Below are 19,396 nucleotides of genomic sequence, written 5' to 3'. Positions count from 1 at the left end.
GCATGCCGCGCCGAGATTGTGCCACTGCCGTCGGAATCTCAGGAGCGCTCAAATGACGTCACACCTCAGGACACGCGGACTCGCCCTCATCGGTGCCCTAGCCCTGTTCACCGGCCTGTCACTCGGGTCCGCCGTCCCCGCATCCGCCGCCGTCACGCTGGCCCCGGTGCCGGGCCATGAACCGACGCTCTCGTACCACCTGTGGAACGACCTGACGCATCCCGCCGCGAACCGCGACGGCAGCGTCAAGACCGGTCCGCAACTCGGCAACGTCGTCCTGGTCGACAACGGAACCTGGAACGACATGGCCGGCACCACGTTCAGCTACCAGTGGAAGACCTCCCCTGACGGAACATCGGCGACGAACGTGGCGACCACGTCGGGAATGGCGGACGGCACCCACCGCGACTACGCGCCGAGCATCAGCCAGATCGGCCAGTACCTCGCCGTGACGGTCACCGCGACCAACACCGCGAACGGTGACACCGTCGGTTCGTACACGGTGTTCACGCACCAGAAGGTGGTCGGAATCAACCCGAACCGGGTGATGCCCTACCCGAAGAGCGGCAGCGTCGGAGCAGACCTCGCCGTGAACGGCGGTTCGGTCAAGCCCGGCGAGAACGAGGCGTGGTTCACCTGGTACGGCGTTCCGGACAACACGCCGCCAGGAGCCGGCATCGGCGGCCCGAGCAGCGGCGCGACGAACTCCTATCCGGGCAACTACGGCAGCGCCGTGCATTCCGGTCAGCGCGCAGGCGGCGATGGGTCGTATGCGAACCCGTTGACGGCGGCCACCGCGAACACACTCGAGGCGCCATACGGTGTCGAGTTCTACATTCCGGCCTTCCACAAGTACTTCGTCACAGAAGACTCCTGCACCGAGTGCAAGGGCGACTGGTCCGGGTCGGGAAGCGACTCGGCCGACGGCACTCTGATCGGCCAGGGCGGCGATGGCGGCCCGGGGATGATCCACTTCGACCTCTGGATCGATGGCGGTAGCGGATCCTGGGTCAACGCGCTCCAGTGCGAGAACGCACTGACTCCAGATCCAACGGACCCGGCACTGATCGTGATGGACCCGAACCCCGACATGCCCGTCAACCCGAACCCCGTGTACAACCCGAACACCGGAGAATGCAACTACTTCCAGGACAACGGCACCGACGACTTCGCGTCATGGTCGGAGGCGAGCGCCGACCTCACGTCCACCGACACGGTGGGGCCATACGCCAACACGGAGACCGGGCAGTGCATCACCGACCCGGGCAACAGCGCGGCGGTCGGCACGCTCCTGACGATGGCGCCGTGCGACCACAGCGCCAGCCAGAACATATCGTTCGTCGGCCTGCTGATGATCATGAACAACCTGTGCGTCGACATGGGCAACCAGAGCGGCAGCAACAACGTCGCACGCGCGGTCAGTCTGCAGAAGTGCAACTTCGATGTCGGTCAGCTCTGGGAAGGCGACGGCAGCGGCCTCAGCGACGTGCAGAACTCCGTCTGGGCTCTCGCCGACGGATCCGTGCACAATGCACAGAATCCGGGTACCAGCTATCTCACCATGACGACACCCGCGAACGTGGCGCTCGCCGGCCCGGGCAATCAGACAAAGGTCACGGGCAGCACCGACCACCTCCTGGTGGCGACGAAGACGGAGAGCAACATCGGCACTCCCGGTTACGGCAATGATTGGACCTTCCCCGCGAACGCCGGCGACTCCGCGCACATCGCCCTTCAGGCGATCACCGACGACACTCACCCGGGCGACAGCGTCGAGGTCAAGGGTTCCGGCGCGAACACGCCGCGCGTCGAGATCGATCTCTCGTCGGTGTCGGACCCGGACGACATCGTCGCTGTGCTGGCCACGCTCGACGGCGTCGGTGCGACCGGGCAGCGCACGCCAGAACGCGACGGAACGTTCGATGCGACGGTCCTGATCCCGAAGGATGTGCCGATCGGCGACTACCAGCTGGTCGCACGGGGCCTGGCCGATGTGTCTCCTGCCGGCACGGTTCTCGTGGACGGCGACGTCTTCACCCAGGCGGAACCACTGCCGCAGACCGGAGGCTCGGGGTCGACGACTCTGGCCAGTTTCCCGCCGATCAACCAGACCGTGCCGATGACGGGATCCACTGACCTTGCGCTGTACGGTCCCGACTCCGTCACGGCGCGGGCATCCGTGCAGAAGCTCCGCGGTGCCACGAACGACCTGACGATCGTGGCGACGCTGACGAAGGGCGACGGCCAGGTCACCGATTACGCGAAGACGTTCGTCATCGCGAACAACGCTGCCGGGACCTACCAGGTCGGCCCGTACCGCATCTACGTGAGCACGAAGGGCAACACCCAGATCAGGGACATCCACGTGGTGCAGTGAGCCTCCTTGTTAGGAGGGGAGCCCATGCTCAGCGGCTACGTCCCGTGTCGAGGCCCTCCTGACCGCGCTGCTCTGGCGCGAGGGAACACCCGCGCCTGCTGATCGGGGCAGGCTTCTTCGTCACCGACGCTAGGGGTGTCATTCGTGATGACCGCCTCGTCCCGCTCGCTCACGAGAAGCATCCCGGCGCGGGCGATCGCTCACGGTCTAGCTCGAGGGTCGATATTGTGCGACGTAGTCGAGTTGTTCCCAAACGTGGCCAGGATCGGAAACGACGGCATGAACATAGTCGTGGCTCTCATTGGCGCGGCGGGCTGTCTCGTTCTGATCGCAGCCCTGCTCGTTATGCACTTCATGCCGACGGGACTCTCACCGATCCTGGACCCCGTCAGCGCATACGCCCTCAGCAACGCGAGAGCGTGGTACGCGGTCGCCGGGATCGCTGCGGCCGTCTCCGGCGGTGCCAGCGCAATCCTGCTCGCCGATGTGCCTGCTACTCGAGCTTCCGTTGTCTTGCTCTGGATCTTCGCCGCCGCGCGCCTGGTCATTCCGCTGTTCCCGATGGATCGTCCTGGAACGGACCGAACCCAGAAGGGCCGCCTGCACAACCTTCTGGCGATCGTGGCGTTCGCCACCGTCACCGTTGCCGCGTTCCTTGCGGCCGGACCCCTTGCGAACTCCGGTCGCACCGGCATTGCCGTGGGCTCAACGTGTGCAGCCATCGTGATGGCCATCGGATCGATCCTCGTTATCGCATCCTCGGTGGCACCACCACTGCGACGGATCTTCGGCCTAGCCGAACGCCTCATCTACCTCGGCTTCATCGCCTGGTTCCTCACCCTCGCACTCGGCACGATTATCGACTGAGCACGAAGTGGTCTTGCGCGTCTACGGCGTGCTGGCCTCGATGCTCGACTGAAGGCTGCCGGGCTCGAACCGATGACTCCTTCATCTCGGGCTTTTCGTCAGGTGTCGAAGCCGCGTTCGCGGTAGAGGTCGATGCTCTCTTTCAGAGCTTTAAGAACATAGGGCGGGAACTCCATGCCGGCGTGCTCTGCCCAGAGCAGTTGCGCTTCGATCCGGCCGACCTCGCGTGCATACTTCTCCAGATCGCTGGCGAACCCGAGCACGCTGGCAACGCCACCAACCTGAGCGCGATAACGATCCTGGCCATTCGTGCCGACGAGGTTGTATGTCTTCTCCCTCAGGATGCGCGCCAGATAGAGCTGCCACGGCTTGAGCTCGCCGCTCTGCACCAGTTGGGTCGCGCTCATCCGGTAGAACGCGAAGTGGCCCGGCTCCTGTCGGCGGATCGGGCTGATGATCGTCTCGGCGATTGCCACCTCGTCGAGTTGCAGCATCCCGTCGTAGAGGACGTTGTATGCCAATACGGCCTGTCGTTCCGTACTCGCGCCGGTCAGGTAATAGAGCAGACGCGCGATGTCCTGGATCGAAGAGAAGTGAGCAAGCGCGCCCATGATCTTTAGCTTGAACGAGACAGCGAGTTCGGGTTGGGCCGCGGGTCGGCCGAGATCCTGCTGCAGGCGGTCGAGTATCAAGCCGTGCTGGATCTCCTGCGGCTGCCACACGTCGGCGTAGAACATCCGGTCGACTTCGCTCACGTCGGGCAGCAGCACGAGCAACTCGAGAACGTTCCGGTCGACTTCGAGCTCTACCCGGGCGAGATAGTCGATAACGTGGCCATAACGATCGGCGACTGCTCGCGGTCCGCTAACCCGTCGGTCGACCGAATCGAGAGCGATCGGCGGATGCTGTTCCCCCAGCCGTTGGACATGCTCAAGGATTCTCTGCGGCGAGACATGATCTGTCATCACATCCATCATGGACCGATCAGAGCTGACGTAGTAGCTGTTCGCGCCGACCAGTCCGATCCTCTCCGGAGGGGTACTGGCGGACCCCGTTAGGTGGTTCCTTCCTGCGATCTTGTTACGTCGATAGCTTCAATCGCAGCGCTGCCCGCCTTGGCTGGCGGCACACAGTGTGAGGGATGTTGGATGTCGGTGAAGGGTGATGGTGCGGTGAGTGCACAGGATTTGAATGCTCCGGTGCCCGAGTCTGCGGGTCTGATGACACCGCTGCGCACGTTGCTGTTCGCGATCGCCGCTGGCGCGGCGGTAGGAACCCTGTACCTCGCCCAGCCGCTCATTGAGACAATCACCGCGGCGTTCGGAGTTGCCTCGGCCAGCGGCGCGATCCTGGTGACGATCACACAGATCGGCTATGCGGTGGGCATCTTCCTCATTGTGCCCCTCGGAGACGTTGTGAACCGTCGCCGCCTGATCCCCGTGATTCTCATTCTCTCTGCCGCGGCCCTGCTCGGTGCGGCCATCGCGCCAAGCTACGGCTTGCTACTGGCTGCGCTTGGCGCGGTCGGGCTGACGGCGGTCGCGGCCCAGATTCTCAATCCACTGGCGGCCGAGCTCGCGGCACCGGAGAGGCGTGGCCGTACGGTCGGCACCGTCGCGTCTGGCGTACTCATCGGCATCTTGCTCTCCCGGACCGTCAGCGGTACCGTCGCTGATCTCTGGGGCTGGCGATCCATCTACGTCATCTTCGCGGTCCTCGCGCTCGTCCTCGCTCTGGTCCTGGCCGTGATGATCCCGAAGCTCGCGCGCCGAGCGCCGGTTCCGTACTTCCGACTCCTCGGATCGGTGTTCACCGCCGTGGTCCGCCACCCGGCGGCGCCCGTCACGATGCTCATCACGGGTGTGAACTTCGCGGTGTTCACAATGTTCTGGACTGCGTTGACGTACTTGCTCACCGCGCAGCCCTTCGGCTACTCGACGTCGCAGATCGGGCTTATGGGTCTCGTCGGCGTGGCCGGCGCGATCGTCAGCCGCCGCGCTGGAGTGATGCATGACCGCGGATGGTCGGTGCCGGCAACCGGGATCGCGCTCGGGTTATTGCTGCTGTCCTTGGCCGGAGCCTGGCTGTTCCAGACATCGATCATCGGCCTCATCGTGGTCGTGATCGTCCTCGACGTCGCCGTGCAGGGGACCCTTGTCCTCGGCCAGACCCGCATGGTCGCCCTGTCGCCATCCGAGCGCAGCCGGTTGAACACCGCCATGGTCGTGTTCAACTTCGTCGGCGGTGCCCTCGGCTCATTCCTCGCCGGCCCACTGTGGGGGGCCGGCGGGTGGAACGCCATCATGATCGGCTCGTTTGTGCTGACCGTGCTCGCGTTGCTGGTCTGGGTCGTGGCGCGGCGTCGACTCGCGGACCTCCGCTGGATCGCGTGCGACTCGACGGCGAACTCTCGCTGTCCAGGTGGTCAGATAGCGCATCGCATCATCGGCCTTGAAGTCGCGGTCGAGCACATTCCCGTGGGAAGTGGTGTCGCGGGCGGCATGAGTTGTTGACACGATGCAGCGAACGAAGCGCGCTTGTTTGGCTGGCGCAGAGGGTTCTACGCTCCGGCGCTCTTGCGCGCTGAGATGAGTTCTTCGATCCGGTCGCCGTAGCGTTGCGAGAGGCGGGCGAATGTGGCTTGGTCAGCGTTCGTCCAGTCGCGGAAGACGTCCGCGAGCAGTCGACGGCGGCCCTGGTTGATCTGCTCGATGAGCGTTCGTCCGGCCGCGGCGGTGGAGGCGGTGCGGATGCGCTGGTCGGTTCCGCGCGATCGGTCGACCAGGCCCAGGGCTTCGAGCTGGGCGAGCATGCGGCTGGTTTTGGGATGGTTCTGCCCCAAGAGGTCGGCGAGGGCGAGGACTCCGATCGGCTCATGCAGGCTCACGAGGACGAGCGATCGCGCCAGCTCGGCGTCGAGCTCGACGCCGGCGTACTCGAGTAGCAAGGCCCGGAAGTCGTTCTCGCGATCGGTCCGTCCCAGAACGGACATCCAGATGTCGTAGTAGTCGGGTTCGCTCTCCATACCCGTTCAGTATGCACGGATTCTGCTAGCGTAGATCCGTTCACAATGAACGGATCTCTCTGTGAGCACCACTGGAACTGGAAGAGGAGGACTCTGTGCCCGAGCCCGTCATGTATGCAGCCGTCGTCCACGGACTTGGCGAGACGCCGCGTTACGAGTTGTTCCCGGCGCCGGGCGCAGGAGCCGACACCACGGTCGTGGCCGTTGGTGCGGCGGCGCTGAAGCCGTCGGACCGTCTTGCGGTGGCGGGCGTGCACTACGCCCCGCCGAGCTTCCCGTTCGTTCCCGGCCTGGACGGGGTGGGTCGCCTTGGTGATGGCACGCGGATCGGCTTCATGCTCCCGACGCAGCCCTACGGCGGCATGGCGGAGCAAACTCTCGTGCGTACCGGCCAGTGGCTCCCGATCTCTAGCGAGGCGGATGATGCCACTGCCGCAGCGCTCTTGAATCCCGGGATGGCGGCGTGGAAGACGGTGGTCTGGGAGGGCGAGGCACAGGCCGGCGACCGGGTGCTGGTCCTCGGCGCGACGGGCGCCGCCGGGCAGATCGCGACGCAGCTCGCTGTCCTGCAAGGTGCCGAGGTCGTCATTGCTGGACGGAATCAAGAGAAGCTCGACGAACTCGTCGCCAGAGGCGCTCACGCGGCGGTTCGAATCGATCAGCCGCACGACGAGCTCGTGGCAGCTCTCGCCGCCCACGGCCCATACAACCTCGTGGCCGACTTCCTGTGGGGAGCACCAGCCGAAGCCGCAATCGAGACCGTCGCGAAGACAGGCGGGGCACTGAACCGGATTCGCTACATCGTGGTCGGCATGGCGGCAGGATCGAACGCGCGCATCCCGGCGATCGCATTGCGCCAAGCGCCGCTGCACGTTTTTGGGAGTGGTGCCGGCGCGCCATTCCCACTCGACCAAGCGGCAGACGGCTTCGCCTCACTGCTGGGGCACGCGCACGAAGGCCGGGTCACGCTCGACTTCGACGCCATGCCGCTCGCCGAGATCGAAAACGCCTGGAATCACACTCGCACGAACCGGCGCATCGTCTTGGTCCCCAACGATGCCCACTAAGACGCGCAACGGCACCAGGTCGGCACCGTCTCCCCGCCCTACGGCGTGACCCAGCGCAATAGCCTGCTCACGCCAGAAGGACGCAAGCGCCGACCCCACGGCGCGCACGACGGACAACCACCAGCCATTGCAACGCCGCTACGCGTCAACAACGTCCTTGCCTCCTACAACTAGCCATCAAAGCTGGGGCGATGCGAGGTAGGAGGCAGCTTCCCGCGTACACCCCAGGTATGAGCATCTGGGATGAGAACACACGCGCCGGCGGCGGAATGGGCCGGCTGGATCCGTGTGATGAACGGGTCCTCATCGCTGCATGAACGGCTTCTGAGCTAACCGCAGGCGATTCAGGCGAAGCGTAAGTTGAGGATTGGTCGACATTCGGGGTCGTCGACTGCCGTTGGCTGGCGCCGATTCGGCCTCTTGTATAAGGCCGGCGCCGGCCAACGGCTGCCGGATTTCGGGCTTCAGTTGCGGGGTAGGCCGGCGGCGCGGGAGATGAGTGCGTCGTACTGGCGGTCGCTGAGTACTCTGCGGGCGGCGATGAGGGGCTTGGCTCCATAGCCTGCGGTATAGCGGGTCTTCGGCCGTCGAGCCGTGACCGCTTTGCCGATGGCGTCGGCGATCACCGACGGTGGTGAGTTGCGGTTGGCGTTGGCGTCAGAGCGTAGGAACTTCGCCACCGCGGCCGACTGCTCCTTGTATGCGCCGGTGCCGACGGTCTGGTCCAGATGGTCGGCCGCGATATCGCCCCACTCTGTGGCGATCGCGCCCGGCTCGATCACGACGACGTCGATGCCGAACGGAGCCACCTCCAGGCGCAAACAGTCACTGAGGGCTTCGAGGGCGAACTTCGTCCCGTGATACCAGCCGCCGAGAGGGGTGTAGATGATGCCGCCCATCGAGGTGATGTTCACGATCGTGCCCGAGTGCTGTGCACGCATGTGGGGCAACGCGAGCTGCGCCAGCCGGATGGAGCCGAAGACGTTGACCTCGAACTGTCGCCTCCCCTCGTCGATGTCGACATCTTCGAGCGCACCGTAGGAGCCGTAGCCGGCATTGTTGACGAGCACGTCGATCCGGCCGGTGTCGGTGACGATCTGGTCCATGCCCGCCTGCATCGAGGCATCGTCCGTGACATCCATGGCGAGAGCCCGGATGCCGCCCGACGCCAACTCCTTCAGACGCTCAGTCCGGCGCGCAGCACCGTAGACGGTATACCCAAGGCTCTGCAGCTTTCGCGCGGTCGCCTCACCGATACCCGAAGACGCTCCTGTGACGAGTGCGGTCTTGTCGGTCAACTCATGCTCCCGGCTGGTAGCGGATACCCCGCGGGCTGCTTATCGCCGCGGCTCGGCGTCGGGTGGAGATCGCGAACGCCACGTCCTCACCCTAGAACCCGCCACGGCGCCCACGGGTGTTCAAGCAAAGGCAGACCCGTGGGCGAGGATGATGACGACAGCGAAGCAACGCAAAGCGCGCCGAGACATGATGACCGCAGTCGTCTACGCAGTAGCCGGACTGGTCGTGTTCGGCGGGCTGGCTGCCATCGCCCAGGGGTCGACTCTCGCCGCCGCAATGAAGGTCCAGGGATGGCTTGCGGTATTGGCGTTCGTGGCCGGCGGGTGCACCGTACTCCTTCCCCGCCGGCTCCCTCTGATCGCGATGATCGTGCTGTTCTTCCTGTTCGCGTACATCGGCACACTGAGCATGTTCGTCCCCTTGTTTCTCATGCTCCTGGTACTCGGCGGCTTCTTCACCGGAATCGGGGTCTACTCGATCGTCTTCCAGCTGCGCGGCAAAGGACGCCCACCCCTCCTCCGAACAGGCAGATAGGTGCGGTCCAGACCGCACCATTCCGTCGAGGTCCAGGCTGAGTCGCATGGACATGAGCGGGTACGTCGTCGGCCGCCCCTCTCGATCGCCGGCGCACGCGACACGCCCTCCGGCCTCTCACGCATGAACGGCTGACCCCGGCGATCCCAGTGATTTCAAGGGATTGCGGGCGACCGACTTAAGCGGAGGGCGTGGGATTCGAACCCACGAGACATTTCTGCCCACTGGTTTTCAAGACCAGCTCCATCGGCCGCTCGGACAGCCCTCCAGCCGCCGAGTCTACCGGCAGCATCGGGCGACGGGCCGCCGGGGGTTGCCGCTCACCGCCGGAATGATCGCGGCGCCTGCTGTCGCGGCCCCGACGGTGGGGAACGTTCTGCGCTTCATCGCGTTCCCCGATTTCGGTGGATTGGACGGATGGGCGTGTCGATGTGCTGGGGCGGGCGCACGGTCATCCCGTGATGAGCCCGCCTAGACGCCCTGCTGCGAGGGTGGTGTTCGGATGGTTAAGCGGTTTCGCACTTCGCCGATCATGCGACGTGTTCGGGTGCAACGTCAACCCCTGTTTCACCGGCGATATGCTCTTTTCGTGCCGAGCGGAAGAAGTGTGCGTTTGAGCGACGTCGCCGCCGTCGCCGGGGTTTCGCTCGCCACGGCATCCAAGGCACTGAACGGGAGCACCCGCATCTCTCAGGCGACGCGCGACCGCGTTCGCGCCGCAGCCGATCGGCTCGACTTCAGGCCGGACGCGCTCGCGCGCTCGTTCGCCTCGGGTCGCAGCGGCACCATCGGCGTGCTCACTCACCGCGCGAAGAACACCTTCGCCCGGCCGGTGGCGATCGGCGCCATCCTGCAACTCGGCGATCAGAACCAGGCGGCCCTGGTCTACGACGGGGACGTCAAGGAGAGCAAGGCGATGTCCGACAGCATCCGCGAGCTGCGGGCGCGGCGCATCGACGGCCTGCTCGTGATCGGCGACGGGCACGAGCACACGTCGCCGTCGCTCACGCACTACTTCGACGTGCCGGTCACCTATATCTTCACGGCATCGAGCGATGCGGATGACGTGATGTACCTCCCCGACAACCGCGAGGCCGGCCGCATGGCCACCCGACATCTGATCGACACCGGGAACTCCCGCATCGCCCACATCACGGGCCCACAGGCAAGCATCGCGGCGGAACGCAGGCGGGCCGGAATGATGGACGTCCTCACGGCGGCGGGGCTTCAGCCCGTCGGACCGGTGATCTACGGCGACTGGACACGGGTGCGTGGCGCTGCCGGCATGGCCGAGTTGCTGCAGTCCGGCTCCGAGTTCGATGCCGTGTTCTGCGGCAACGACCACATCGCCTTGGGCGCGATGGAGGCGTGCGCGGCGGCGGGCATTCGCGTTCCCGACGACATCGCACTGATCGGTGTCGACAACTGGGAGGGCACCGTCGTCGACCAAGACGGCTCGCGCCAGCTCACCTCGGTGGACCTCGAGCTCATGGAGTTGGGCCGGCTCGGAGCCGCGAGCCTGACCACCTCGGAGCACGCCGCCGGCGAGCACTTCTCGACGCCGACCCTCGTGCTTGGCCCGTCGAGCCGCCGGTAGTCACACCCCCACTCGTTGCGCCCGTCGGGCGCCCCCTTCGCGAAGTCGTCGCCACTTGTTGTCCCCTCGTGGGGCCCGAACCCGCGCGAAGTGGCGAGCACTTGTGGGTCCGGCGCCGGCGGCACCCATGCGACGTGGGCCGCACCGCGAAGTCGTCGCCACTTGTTGCGGCCTTGGGGGTGCGGAACCCGCGCGAAGTGGCGACGGCTTGGGTGGTGGGGGTGGTTGGGGTGGTGGGGCGACGCGGGTGGCGGTGGGGCGACGCGGTGGCGGTGGGACGACGCGGGTGGCGAGGCGACGCGGGGGGCGAGGCGAACGCGGGAGGCGGGGGGGGCGACGCGGGAGGGGTGGCGGGGGGCCACGCGGGGGCGGCCGCCGCGCGTCTCGCGCACCCTTGACACCCGCGGGCGGGCTGTGATTGTGTGTCACGAGCAACTGCGAAAGCAGTTTCGCAGATTCGATCACAGGAGATCAGAGTTGGCACAAGGAAGCGCCCCAGCCGAACGGCCGTCGCCGAGGCACGTGCTCGTCACCGGCGGTGACGGGAAGATCGGCAGGGCCCTCGTCGATCGCCTGGTGGCGTCAGGAGTGCGCGTCACGGCACTCGGTCTCGACTTCACGACCCCGAGTGCCGCGCACTACGTGATCACCGCCGATGCCGCCGACGAGGATGCCGTCACCGAGGCACTCCGCGGTGTCGACGCGGTCGTGCATCTCGCCGCGATCGCGCACCCCAACCTGGCGCCGGCGCGTGCGGTGTTCGTCCGCAACACGTCCGCGACGTTCACCGTGCTGGACCGAGCCGGCGCGGCCGGCGTACGGCGTGTCGTGGTCGCTGGATCCATCAACGCGTTCGGGGTGCCGATGAACCGTCATCCTGTGATGCCCGCCTACTTTCCCCTCGACGAGCACTCGCCCGTCGCGCACGATGACGCGTACTCGCTCAGCAAGTGGACAGACGAGCAGACCGCGAGCTGGGCGAACAGCCGCTGGGGCACCGACATCGTCACGCTGCGCTTTCCGCTGGTGAAGGACCTAGAGACCCTGTTGCGGCTCGGCGACGAACTGGTGGGTGACGAGCCGGAGATCCGCCGGCTGGGCCGCGAAGGATGGTCGTACCTGGTGCTGGATGACGCGATCGACGCCATCCTGCTCGCCCTGAGCGCCGACGTGCACGGAGCCCATCGGATACTTCTGGCCGCAGCCGACACGCGCTTGCCCTCCCCGACGGAGGAGCTCCTCGACCGGTATGCACCCGGCGTCGAGCGCCGTCGCCGGTTCGTGGGCCGCGAGGGACTCGTCGACACCACCGCGGCACGCGAGCTGCTCGGCTGGGAGCCGAAGCAGACCCTGGATGCCGCACCCGCCCCCACCCTCGACGTCCTTTCCACCCCCGAGACCGCTCCCGCCTTCGATCACGAGGAGATCGCACGATGAGCACGACAACGTCTGCGGACATCCCCGCCGCCGACAGCCCTGGCACCGACATCCCCGCCGCGGACCCCGCCTTCGAGCAGCCCTGGCCGGCCCGCGACGGGCTGCGCATCACAGAGGTGCGGGCGATCGCGACGGCACCGGAGGGCATCCCGCTCGTCGTCGTCAAGGTGAGCACGAACGACGACGGGCTGTACGGACTCGGATGCGCCACCTTCACCCAGCGCTGGCGGTCGGTCGTCAGTTATGTGGATGACCACCTCGCGCGGCTCGTCGTCGGCAGGCACCCCGGTGACATCGAAGACCTCGTGCGGCTTGCACGCTTCTCGTCGTACTGGCGTGAGGGTCCGGTCGGCAACAACGCCATCTCCGGCCTCGACCAGGCGCTCTGGGACATCGCGGGCAAGCGCGCGGGCCTCCCTGTCTACGAGCTGCTCGGCGGCCGGGTGCGCGGCGCAGCCGACACCTACCTGCACGCAGAGGGAGCGACCATCGACGCCGCCCTCGACCAGGCGGAGAACCTCAGGGAGCGCGGCCAGCGCCACGTGCGCATCCAGGTCGGGCAGCGCGGCCGTGGCCACTACGGCGCCCCCTCCACGAGCGACGTGACGGATGCCACGGCACCATACCCCGGCGGATGGAGCGTGGACGAGTACCTCAGCACGGTCCCCCGCTTGTTCGAGGCCGCGCGCGACCGCCTCGGTGACGACATCGAGCTGCTGCACGACGTGCACTCCCGGCTCACTCCGAAGCAGGCCGTCACGCTGGCGCGCTCGCTCGAGCCCTACCGCCTGTTCTTCCTCGAGGACGTGCTTCCGCCCGAGCATTGGGACCGGCTGCCCGAGGTGCGCGAGCACTCCCCCGTTCCCCTCGCGGTCGGCGAGCTCACGACCTCCGTCACGGATGCCGCACGCCTCGTTCTGCGCGGTGGCGTCGACTTCATCCGCTCGCACGTCTCCGACCTCGGTGGACTAACTCCCGCGCGCAAGATCGCAGCGGCCGCCGAGCTGGTCGGCGTGCGCACCGCGTGGCACGGGCCAGGCGACACCTCGCCGATCGGTGCCGCCGCGAACGTCACGCTCGACGTCACGAGCCCCGCGTTCGGCATCCAGGAAGGCCACGTGTATCCGGATGCCGTGCACGACGTCTTCCCCGGGACCCTGCGCATCGAGAGCCGCTGGCTCCGCCCCAACGACGCGCCCGGCTGGGGCATCGACCTCGATGAGGCCGCTGCGGCACGATTCCCCGCCGGCCTCTCCGGACACGACGCCTGGGCCGCCAAGGTCAGGGGCCTCGACGGTGAGCTGATCGCCCCCTGAACCCGATGCCGTCGGGTCGGGCCCGGCGGCATCATCCCCGCACCATCAACACACTCAACACAACGAAGTGAGGACACCACATGAGAAAGGCGATACGGCGCACCATCGCGCCGCTCACGGCTCTCGCCCTTGCCGGCGCTGCACTGGTCGGCTGCAGCTCGGGCAGCGGAGACGGCGGCAAAGTCACGATCACCGTCGGCAATGAGCCGACGAGCGACCAGACCGCACAGCTGAAGATCTACAAACAGCAGGTCGCGTCGTTCGAGAAGGCGAACCCGAACGTGACGGTGAAGTCGTCGACGACCACCTATGACCCGCAGACCTTCCAGGCGCTCGTCGCGTCAGGCAAGATGCCCGACGTGTTCTTCGTGCCGTTCACCGACATCCAGTCGCTGATCGCTCGTGGACAGGTGGCCGATATCACCAACGAGTACAAGGCCGACTCGCAGGCCTCGAAGGTGAACCCGGAGGTGGAGAAGGTCGCGACGGCGAACGGCAAGACCTACGGGGCCGCCGTCGGCGCGTACACGATGGCGCTGGTCTACAACCGGGCGCTGTTCACGAAGGCAGGGCTCGATCCCGACAAGCCGCCGACCACCTGGGACGAGGTGCAGTCGGCCGCGAAGACGATCACCGACAAGACCGGCAAACAGGGCTACATGAGCATGACCACCAACAACACCGGTGGCTGGTCGCTCACGACCATGAGCTACGCGTTCGGTCACACCATGGAGTCGAAGGACGGCAAGAAGGCCACCGTCGACAATGACGCGACGAAGAACGCGCTCAAGATGTACCAGCAGATGCGCTGGCAGGACGGCTCGTTCGGCACGAACTTCTTGATCAACCAAGACGACAGCTTCAAGCAGATGGCCGCGGGCAACGTCGGCATGCTCGTCAACGGGTCTGATGCCTACAACACCGTCGTCACGACCGACGGGATGAAGAAGGATGACTTCGGCCTCGCGCCGCTGCCCCAGGCGACCGACGGGCTCGGGACGCTCGGCGGCGGCACGATCGCGATCTTCAACCCGAAGGCCTCACAGGACGAGATCACGGCCGGCCTGAAGTTCGTGGACTGGACCTACTACCGCCAGTACTTCGACAAGAACACCGCTGTGACGACCGCGAAGGCCACCGCGGCGGATGGCGGAGCCGTCGGCGCTCCAGGCCTGCAGCTCTTCGACAACGCCACGAACGATCGGTACCTGACGTGGGTCAAGGACGAGATCAACGTGCCGCGCGACAACTACACGGCCTACTTCGACTCGACGACGAAGCTGCCTCTCGTTCCGGAGCCGATGACGCAGGCGCAGCAGGTCTACAACATCCTCGACAACGTCGTGCAGGCGGTGCTCACCAACAAGGGCACGAACATCGATTCGACGCTGCAGAGCGCGCAGACGCAGGTGCAGTCGGCGATCGCCGGAGGCTGACGCCCGGCCCGCCTTCGGATGTCGAGGGCGGGCCCTTTCTTCGTAGGAGCTTCATGCGATGACTCGTATCACCTCACCAGGCCGCCCGCCCGCGACGCTGCGGCGGTCGGCGCCCCCATCGGCCGCGGATGCCGCGGCAACCGCCCGAACTGACAGCACGTCCCGAACGGGCAACGGCGCCCGCGGCGCGTCCGGCAGGACCACCGGCCGAGTGCGTCGCTGGGTGAGATCGGGTGGGCTCTCCACCCTGGTCTTCTTCCTGCCGACCCTGATCGTGTTCGCCGTGTTCAGCTGGTGGCCGATCCTGCGCTCCCTGCCGCTGAGCATGGAGCAGACCAACTTCATCTCCACCCAGTGGGTCTGGTTCGACAACTTCGGCCGCGTGCTGAGCGACCCGCTGCTGCCCACAGCAGTGCTCAACACGGTGTGGTTCACGGTGCTGGCGGTCGTCATCGGCTTCCCCGTGCCGCTCGTGCTGGGCATCGTGATCGGGGAGCTTCGCCGGTCGCGGCAGCTCGCCGCGGTGTTCGTGTATCTGCCGGTCATCCTGCCGCCGGTCGTTGCGGTGCTGCTCTGGCAGACCTTCTACGACCCGAGCCAACAGGGTGTGTTCAACACGATCCTCGGCTGGTTCGGCGTCGGACCGCTGCCCTGGCTGAACAGCGCAGGCATGGCGATGCCGGCGATCGTGCTGCAGGCGACCTGGGCATCCTTCGGCACCGCCACGATCGTCTACCTCGCCACGATCATGGGCGTGCAGACCGAGCTCTACGACGCGGCCGAAGCGGATGGCGCGGGCATCTGGAGTCGCATCTGGCATGTCACCCTGCCGCAGATGCGCGGGGTCATCCTCGTGCTGCTTCTGCTGCAGCTGATCGGCACGTTCCAGGTGTTCACCGAGCCGTACGTGATGACGGGCGGTGGGCCGGAGAACCACACGCTCACCATCCTGATGCTGATTTTCAAATACGCCTTCGTCGCGGGCAACTACGGCATGGCGACCGCGCTCAGCGTGCTGCTGGCGATCGGGCTCGGCATCCTCTCGTTCGTCTACCTGCGATTCACCCGTCGATGGAGTGCATCATGACCCGCGCGATCCTGGTTCAGCAGCCGCAGAAGCGTCGTCGCCGTCAGGCGTTCGACCCCGGCGAGCGCAGCGTCATCTCGGCGCTCGACCGCAAGCGCCCAGGAGTGCATGCGGCGATCTGGATCGCCACCGTCGTCGTGCTCGTTCTGATCGCCATCGTGTGCGTCGGACCCCTCCTCTGGTTGTTCAAGGCGGCGACATCGACCTCGAACGAGATCCTCGCGAACCCGTTCTCGCTCTGGCCGAGCGGTCTGCACCTGAGCAACTTCGCCGAGGCGTGGACGAAGGTCAACTTCGGCCAGTATTTCCTCAACACGCTGTGGACGGTCGGCGGCACCACGATCCTCGGCATCGTCGTCGCCACGACCGGCGGGTACGGGCTCGCCGTGCTGAAGCCCAAGTACAGCAGGGTCGTGTTCGTCGCGGTGCTGGCCACCCTGTTCATCCCTGGTGTCGTCTCGCTGGTGTCGCTGTACCTCACGATGAACGACCTCGGCCTGCTCGGCACCTACCCCGCGGTGTGGCTGCCTGCAGCGGCGAGCGCGTTCAACATCCTGCTCGTGCAGCGCTTCTTCTCGGGCATCCCGCCGGAGATCTTCGAGGCGGCACGCATCGACGGCGCAGGCCCGTTCCGCATCTTCTTCTCGCTCGTGCTGCCGCTGTCACGGCCTGTGATCGGCGTCGTCGCGCTGCTCACCGCGATCGCCAGCTACAAGGACTTCCTGTGGCCGCTGCTGGCACTGCCCGATCCCGCGACGCAGCCGATCTCGGTCGTGCTGCCGTCGTTCTCGCACAACATGCCGCTCGCGCAGTTCATGGCGGTGCTGTTCGTCTCCGTTCTCGTACCCGTAGCGCTCTTCATGGTGTTCCAGCGCGACATCCTGCGCGCCGCGGGCAACTCCGGCGCCGTGAAAGGCTGACCCCGTGCGCATCACCTCTGTCGAGTCGTTCCGGGTGTCCCAGCGGTTGCTGTTCGTGCGCGTCGAGACCGACAGCGGGCTCGTCGGATGGGGCGAAGCGACGCTGGAGAGCAGGGCGGCGACGGTAGCCACGGCGGTGTCCGAGCTGTCGGGAATCCTCGTCGGCGAAGACCCGCGCCGCATCGAGCTGCTCTGGCAGCGGATGCGCAAGGGAGGCTTCTACCGAGGCGGGCCGGTTCTGGGGTCGGCGATCGCGGGCATCGACCAGGCGCTCTGGGACCTCAAGGGCAAGTCGCTCGACGTTCCCGTGTACGAGCTGCTCGGCGGCCCCGCCCGAGATCGCGTTCGCGTCTACACCTCGGTGCACGAGAACGCGCCGGAGGGGATGCTCGAGCGGGCCGGCACCCTCGTGGCAGCCGGCTACACCGCCCTGAAGACGGCGCCTGAAGGCGTCTGGGGCTACCTGAACACACCGGCCGCGATCGACGCGCTGGTGGAGAAGTGGACCGCGCTCCGCGACACCGTCGGAAGGGATGTCGATCTCGCGTTCGATCTGCACGGACGCTTCTCCGTGCCGGCATCCAGGACACTGCTCGAGCGGATGACCGACATCGCACCGCTGTTCGTCGAGGAGACGCAGCCACCCGAGCTGCAAAGGGAGATCGAACGGGTGTGCGCGGGAACGAGCATCCCGATCGCGACCGGGGAACGGCTGTACGACCGGTGGGAGGTGTCCGACGTGATCGGTGCCGGCATCTCGGTGCTGCAGCCCGACCTCGCCCACGCCCACGGCATCAGCGAGGTGATGCGCATCGCCGCGCTCGCCGACGTGCACGGCGTTCACCTCGCCCCGCACTGCGCGACGGGTCCGCTCGCGTTCGCGTCATGCCTGCAGGTGGATCTAGCGATCCCGAACTTCCTGATCCAGGAGTCGCCGCTGCAGGTGCACGATCCGTCGTCGCATCCGTGGTGGCGCTTCATCGCGAGCCCGCCACCCCGGTACTCGGACGGCTACGTCGACGCGCCGACGCTGGCCGGCCTGGGGCTCGAAGTCGACGAGGATGCCGTGCGTACGGCAGCGGCATCGCCTGCCGACCCCGCGACGGAGAACTCCCCCGTGCTGTCTTCCGGCGACGGCGGTTACGCGGAGTGGTGATCTACCTCGAGCCGTAGCCGCAGCATGCCGGCGAGGCTCTCCAGCTCCTGCTTCACGGCGTCCTTCAGTGAAGGATCGAACGGCTCGTCCTCGTAGACCCGGTGCACACGAAGCACGGACGACGGCACGTCGGCCTCTGCATCCACCTTGCCCACCAGTCGGTCGCCGTGCAGCACGGGGAGAGCGTAGAACCCGAACCGCCTCAGCGCCGCCGGCTTGTAGATGCCGAGCTGGTAGTCGAATTCGAAGAGCTCGACGAGGCGCTTGCGGTCGAACACGAGGCGGTCGAACGGGGAGAGGATCGCCGTGCGACCCTCGAAGTCGCGGCCGAGCTGCGCGGGGTCGACCCGCCAGGTGCCACGAACACCCTCGACAACGGCGGGCTCGCCGACGTCGTCGCCGACATCCATCGGCTCGAGCTGTGTCTGGGTGGTGCGCACCCTGGCCAGCCCCAGGGACCGCAGTCTTCTGGCTCGGCGTTCGCGCTCGGCATCCGCCTCGGGCACGACAGGGTCGTCGGGGTAGACCCGCTCGGCGAGGTCCCACTGCCGCTCGCGCCCGAGCCGCCCGGCGACAGCGACGTCGCCGCGCTGCTCCATGAGCTCCAGCATCATGGCCACGTTGCGTCCGTTGTTCCATCCGGTCGACTTCCACGGCTCGACGCAGGTGTCGGGCAGGTCGCGCGAGATCATCGGGCCGCCGTGCCGAAGACGGTCGAGGATGTCACGCCTGCACGCCTCGTTCGCCGTCATCCACTGCGCCTGGTACCGCTTCCAGCCCGGCGGGTCTGCGCCGGGCCATGCCTGCATCTCTGCACGGTACAGCGCGACGTCGTGGGCGGCTCGCATCATGCTGCGCAGCTCGACGACGACGTGGGATGCCAGTGCCCGCTGCAGATCATCGGGTCGGTACAGCCGTCCGAGGCGGCTCCACAGCACGAGGTCCGCGCTGGGGGTGACCGCTGCGGTCGGCTCGTACTGCACGAGGGTGAGCCTGCGCACGGTGTCGAGCAGGTCGACCGGACGCGCGGCATCCAGAAGCTGGGCGCGAACGGCGATGCGGCGCGCCTCTTCGCGGCTGAGGCGGTGGGGTTCGGTCATCCCTTGCATGCTCGCGGGATGCCCGGGGGTCCGCAAGCCTCGCGGCGCGCGTCTCGCCCCAGCGCCGCCGCCGCACTGCACCGCGTCGCCCCACGTCTCGCCCCCAGCGCCGCCGCACTGCACCGCGTCGCCCCACGTCTCGCCCCCAGCGCCGTCGCCCTGCACCCGCCGCACGGGG

At 66.9% G+C, this 19,396-nt stretch carries 16 protein-coding genes and 1 tRNA gene; 12 read left to right on the top strand and 5 right to left on the bottom strand.

The window, feature by feature from the left end:
• The first annotated feature begins 52 nt into the window (after positions 1-52).
• Together ACYVDN_RS14070 and ACYVDN_RS14065 are read left to right on the top strand one after the other, a co-directional pair.
• Positions 53-2,377, top strand: a complete 2,325-nt coding sequence (locus ACYVDN_RS14070; protein ID WP_460572713.1) for a ricin-type beta-trefoil lectin domain protein — start codon at positions 53-55, stop codon at positions 2,375-2,377.
• A gap of 279 nt (positions 2,378-2,656) precedes the next feature.
• Positions 2,657-3,244, top strand: a complete 588-nt coding sequence (locus tag ACYVDN_RS14065; protein WP_460572711.1) for a DUF998 domain-containing protein — start codon at positions 2,657-2,659, stop codon at positions 3,242-3,244.
• Positions 3,245-3,342: 98 nt separating this feature from the next.
• Here ACYVDN_RS14065 and ACYVDN_RS14060 read toward each other — a convergent pair whose 3' ends face one another.
• Entirely contained in the window at positions 3,343-4,209 is an 867-nt protein-coding gene (locus ACYVDN_RS14060; protein ID WP_460572709.1) for a GTP-binding protein LepA, read from the bottom strand.
• Positions 4,210-4,302: 93 nt separating this feature from the next.
• Between ACYVDN_RS14060 and ACYVDN_RS14055 the strand changes: the two genes are divergently transcribed.
• On the top strand, positions 4,303-5,757 hold the full coding sequence (locus ACYVDN_RS14055; RefSeq protein WP_460572707.1) for an MFS transporter: 1,455 nt from the start codon (positions 4,303-4,305) through the stop codon (positions 5,755-5,757).
• Between the two features lie 47 nt (positions 5,758-5,804).
• Here the strand turns inward: ACYVDN_RS14055 and ACYVDN_RS14050 are convergent, their stop codons facing one another.
• Positions 5,805-6,269: a MarR family winged helix-turn-helix transcriptional regulator gene (locus ACYVDN_RS14050; protein ID WP_460572705.1), complete on the bottom strand. Its 465-nt coding sequence runs from the start codon at positions 6,267-6,269 to the stop codon at positions 5,805-5,807.
• 242 nt (positions 6,270-6,511) lie between these two features.
• Between ACYVDN_RS14050 and ACYVDN_RS14045 the strand changes: the two genes are divergently transcribed.
• On the top strand, positions 6,512-7,336 hold the full coding sequence (locus ACYVDN_RS14045) for a hypothetical protein (protein WP_460572702.1): 825 nt from the start codon (positions 6,512-6,514) through the stop codon (positions 7,334-7,336).
• Between the two features lie 464 nt (positions 7,337-7,800).
• Here the strand turns inward: ACYVDN_RS14045 and ACYVDN_RS14040 are convergent, their stop codons facing one another.
• Positions 7,801-8,634, bottom strand: a complete 834-nt coding sequence (locus ACYVDN_RS14040; protein WP_460572700.1) for an oxidoreductase — start codon at positions 8,632-8,634, stop codon at positions 7,801-7,803.
• A 151-nt stretch (positions 8,635-8,785) separates the two neighbouring features.
• Between ACYVDN_RS14040 and ACYVDN_RS14035 the strand changes: the two genes are divergently transcribed.
• Entirely contained in the window at positions 8,786-9,169 is a 384-nt protein-coding gene (locus tag ACYVDN_RS14035; protein ID WP_460572699.1) for a hypothetical protein, read from the top strand.
• Positions 9,170-9,352: 183 nt separating this feature from the next.
• Here ACYVDN_RS14035 and ACYVDN_RS14030 read toward each other — a convergent pair.
• Positions 9,353-9,437 (bottom strand) — tRNA-Ser (locus ACYVDN_RS14030).
• Between the two features lie 339 nt (positions 9,438-9,776).
• On the opposite strand from ACYVDN_RS14030, the gene ACYVDN_RS14025 reads away from it, so the two are divergent.
• The 7 genes from ACYVDN_RS14025 (at position 9,777) to dgoD (ending at position 18,118) form a co-directional block, all read left to right on the top strand.
• Positions 9,777-10,766: a LacI family DNA-binding transcriptional regulator gene (locus ACYVDN_RS14025; protein WP_460573526.1), complete on the top strand. Its 990-nt coding sequence runs from the start codon at positions 9,777-9,779 to the stop codon at positions 10,764-10,766.
• Between the two features lie 477 nt (positions 10,767-11,243).
• On the top strand, positions 11,244-12,203 hold the full coding sequence (locus ACYVDN_RS14020) for an NAD-dependent epimerase/dehydratase family protein (RefSeq protein ID WP_460572697.1): 960 nt from the start codon (positions 11,244-11,246) through the stop codon (positions 12,201-12,203).
• On the top strand, positions 12,200-13,519 hold the full coding sequence (locus tag ACYVDN_RS14015) for an enolase-like domain-containing protein (protein ID WP_460572695.1): 1,320 nt from the start codon (positions 12,200-12,202) through the stop codon (positions 13,517-13,519). The genes ACYVDN_RS14020 and ACYVDN_RS14015 overlap by 4 nt, the downstream gene beginning before the upstream one ends.
• Before the next feature lie 80 nt (positions 13,520-13,599).
• On the top strand, positions 13,600-14,955 hold the full coding sequence (locus ACYVDN_RS14010; RefSeq protein WP_460572693.1) for an ABC transporter substrate-binding protein: 1,356 nt from the start codon (positions 13,600-13,602) through the stop codon (positions 14,953-14,955).
• Between the two features lie 58 nt (positions 14,956-15,013).
• Complete coding sequence (locus tag ACYVDN_RS14005; RefSeq protein WP_460572691.1) at positions 15,014-16,042, top strand: carbohydrate ABC transporter permease; 1,029 nt, start codon at positions 15,014-15,016, stop codon at positions 16,040-16,042.
• Entirely contained in the window at positions 16,039-16,962 is a 924-nt protein-coding gene (locus ACYVDN_RS14000; RefSeq protein WP_460572689.1) for a carbohydrate ABC transporter permease, read from the top strand. The genes ACYVDN_RS14005 and ACYVDN_RS14000 overlap by 4 nt, the downstream gene beginning before the upstream one ends.
• 4 nt (positions 16,963-16,966) lie before the next feature.
• Positions 16,967-18,118 carry a galactonate dehydratase gene (dgoD, locus tag ACYVDN_RS13995; RefSeq protein WP_460572687.1) on the top strand — a complete coding sequence of 384 codons (1,152 nt, stop codon included), beginning with the start codon at positions 16,967-16,969 and terminating at the stop codon, positions 18,116-18,118.
• Here the strand turns inward: dgoD and ACYVDN_RS13990 are convergent.
• On the bottom strand, positions 18,103-19,218 hold the full coding sequence (locus ACYVDN_RS13990; RefSeq protein ID WP_460572685.1) for a DNA glycosylase AlkZ-like family protein: 1,116 nt from the start codon (positions 19,216-19,218) through the stop codon (positions 18,103-18,105). The two genes, dgoD and ACYVDN_RS13990, sit on opposite strands and share 16 nt — an antisense overlap.
• Positions 19,219-19,396: the final 178 nt, after the last annotated feature.

This window comes from Humibacter soli (assembly GCF_054779035.1).
The sequence above is the reverse complement of the archived record's forward strand: the minus strand, read 5'-3'. Positions and strand labels throughout refer to the sequence as shown.

Bases quoted from the DNA above. Each gene is read 5' to 3' on its own strand.
- ACYVDN_RS14070 (WP_460572713.1), top strand. From the start codon at position 53: ATGACGTCACACCTCAGGACACGCGGACTCGCCCTCATCGGTGCCCTA.
- ACYVDN_RS14065 (WP_460572711.1), top strand. From the start codon at position 2,657: ATGAACATAGTCGTGGCTCTCATTGGCGCGGCGGGCTGTCTCGTTCTG.
- ACYVDN_RS14060 (WP_460572709.1), bottom strand. From the start codon at position 4,209: ATGACAGATCATGTCTCGCCGCAGAGAATCCTTGAGCATGTCCAACGG.
- ACYVDN_RS14050 (WP_460572705.1), bottom strand. From the start codon at position 6,269: ATGGAGAGCGAACCCGACTACTACGACATCTGGATGTCCGTTCTGGGA.
- ACYVDN_RS14035 (WP_460572699.1), top strand. From the start codon at position 8,786: ATGACGACAGCGAAGCAACGCAAAGCGCGCCGAGACATGATGACCGCA.
- ACYVDN_RS14015 (WP_460572695.1), top strand. From the start codon at position 12,200: ATGAGCACGACAACGTCTGCGGACATCCCCGCCGCCGACAGCCCTGGC.
- ACYVDN_RS14010 (WP_460572693.1), top strand. From the start codon at position 13,600: ATGAGAAAGGCGATACGGCGCACCATCGCGCCGCTCACGGCTCTCGCC.
- ACYVDN_RS14005 (WP_460572691.1), top strand. From the start codon at position 15,014: ATGACTCGTATCACCTCACCAGGCCGCCCGCCCGCGACGCTGCGGCGG.
- ACYVDN_RS14000 (WP_460572689.1), top strand. From the start codon at position 16,039: ATGACCCGCGCGATCCTGGTTCAGCAGCCGCAGAAGCGTCGTCGCCGT.
- ACYVDN_RS13990 (WP_460572685.1), bottom strand. From the start codon at position 19,218: ATGACCGAACCCCACCGCCTCAGCCGCGAAGAGGCGCGCCGCATCGCC.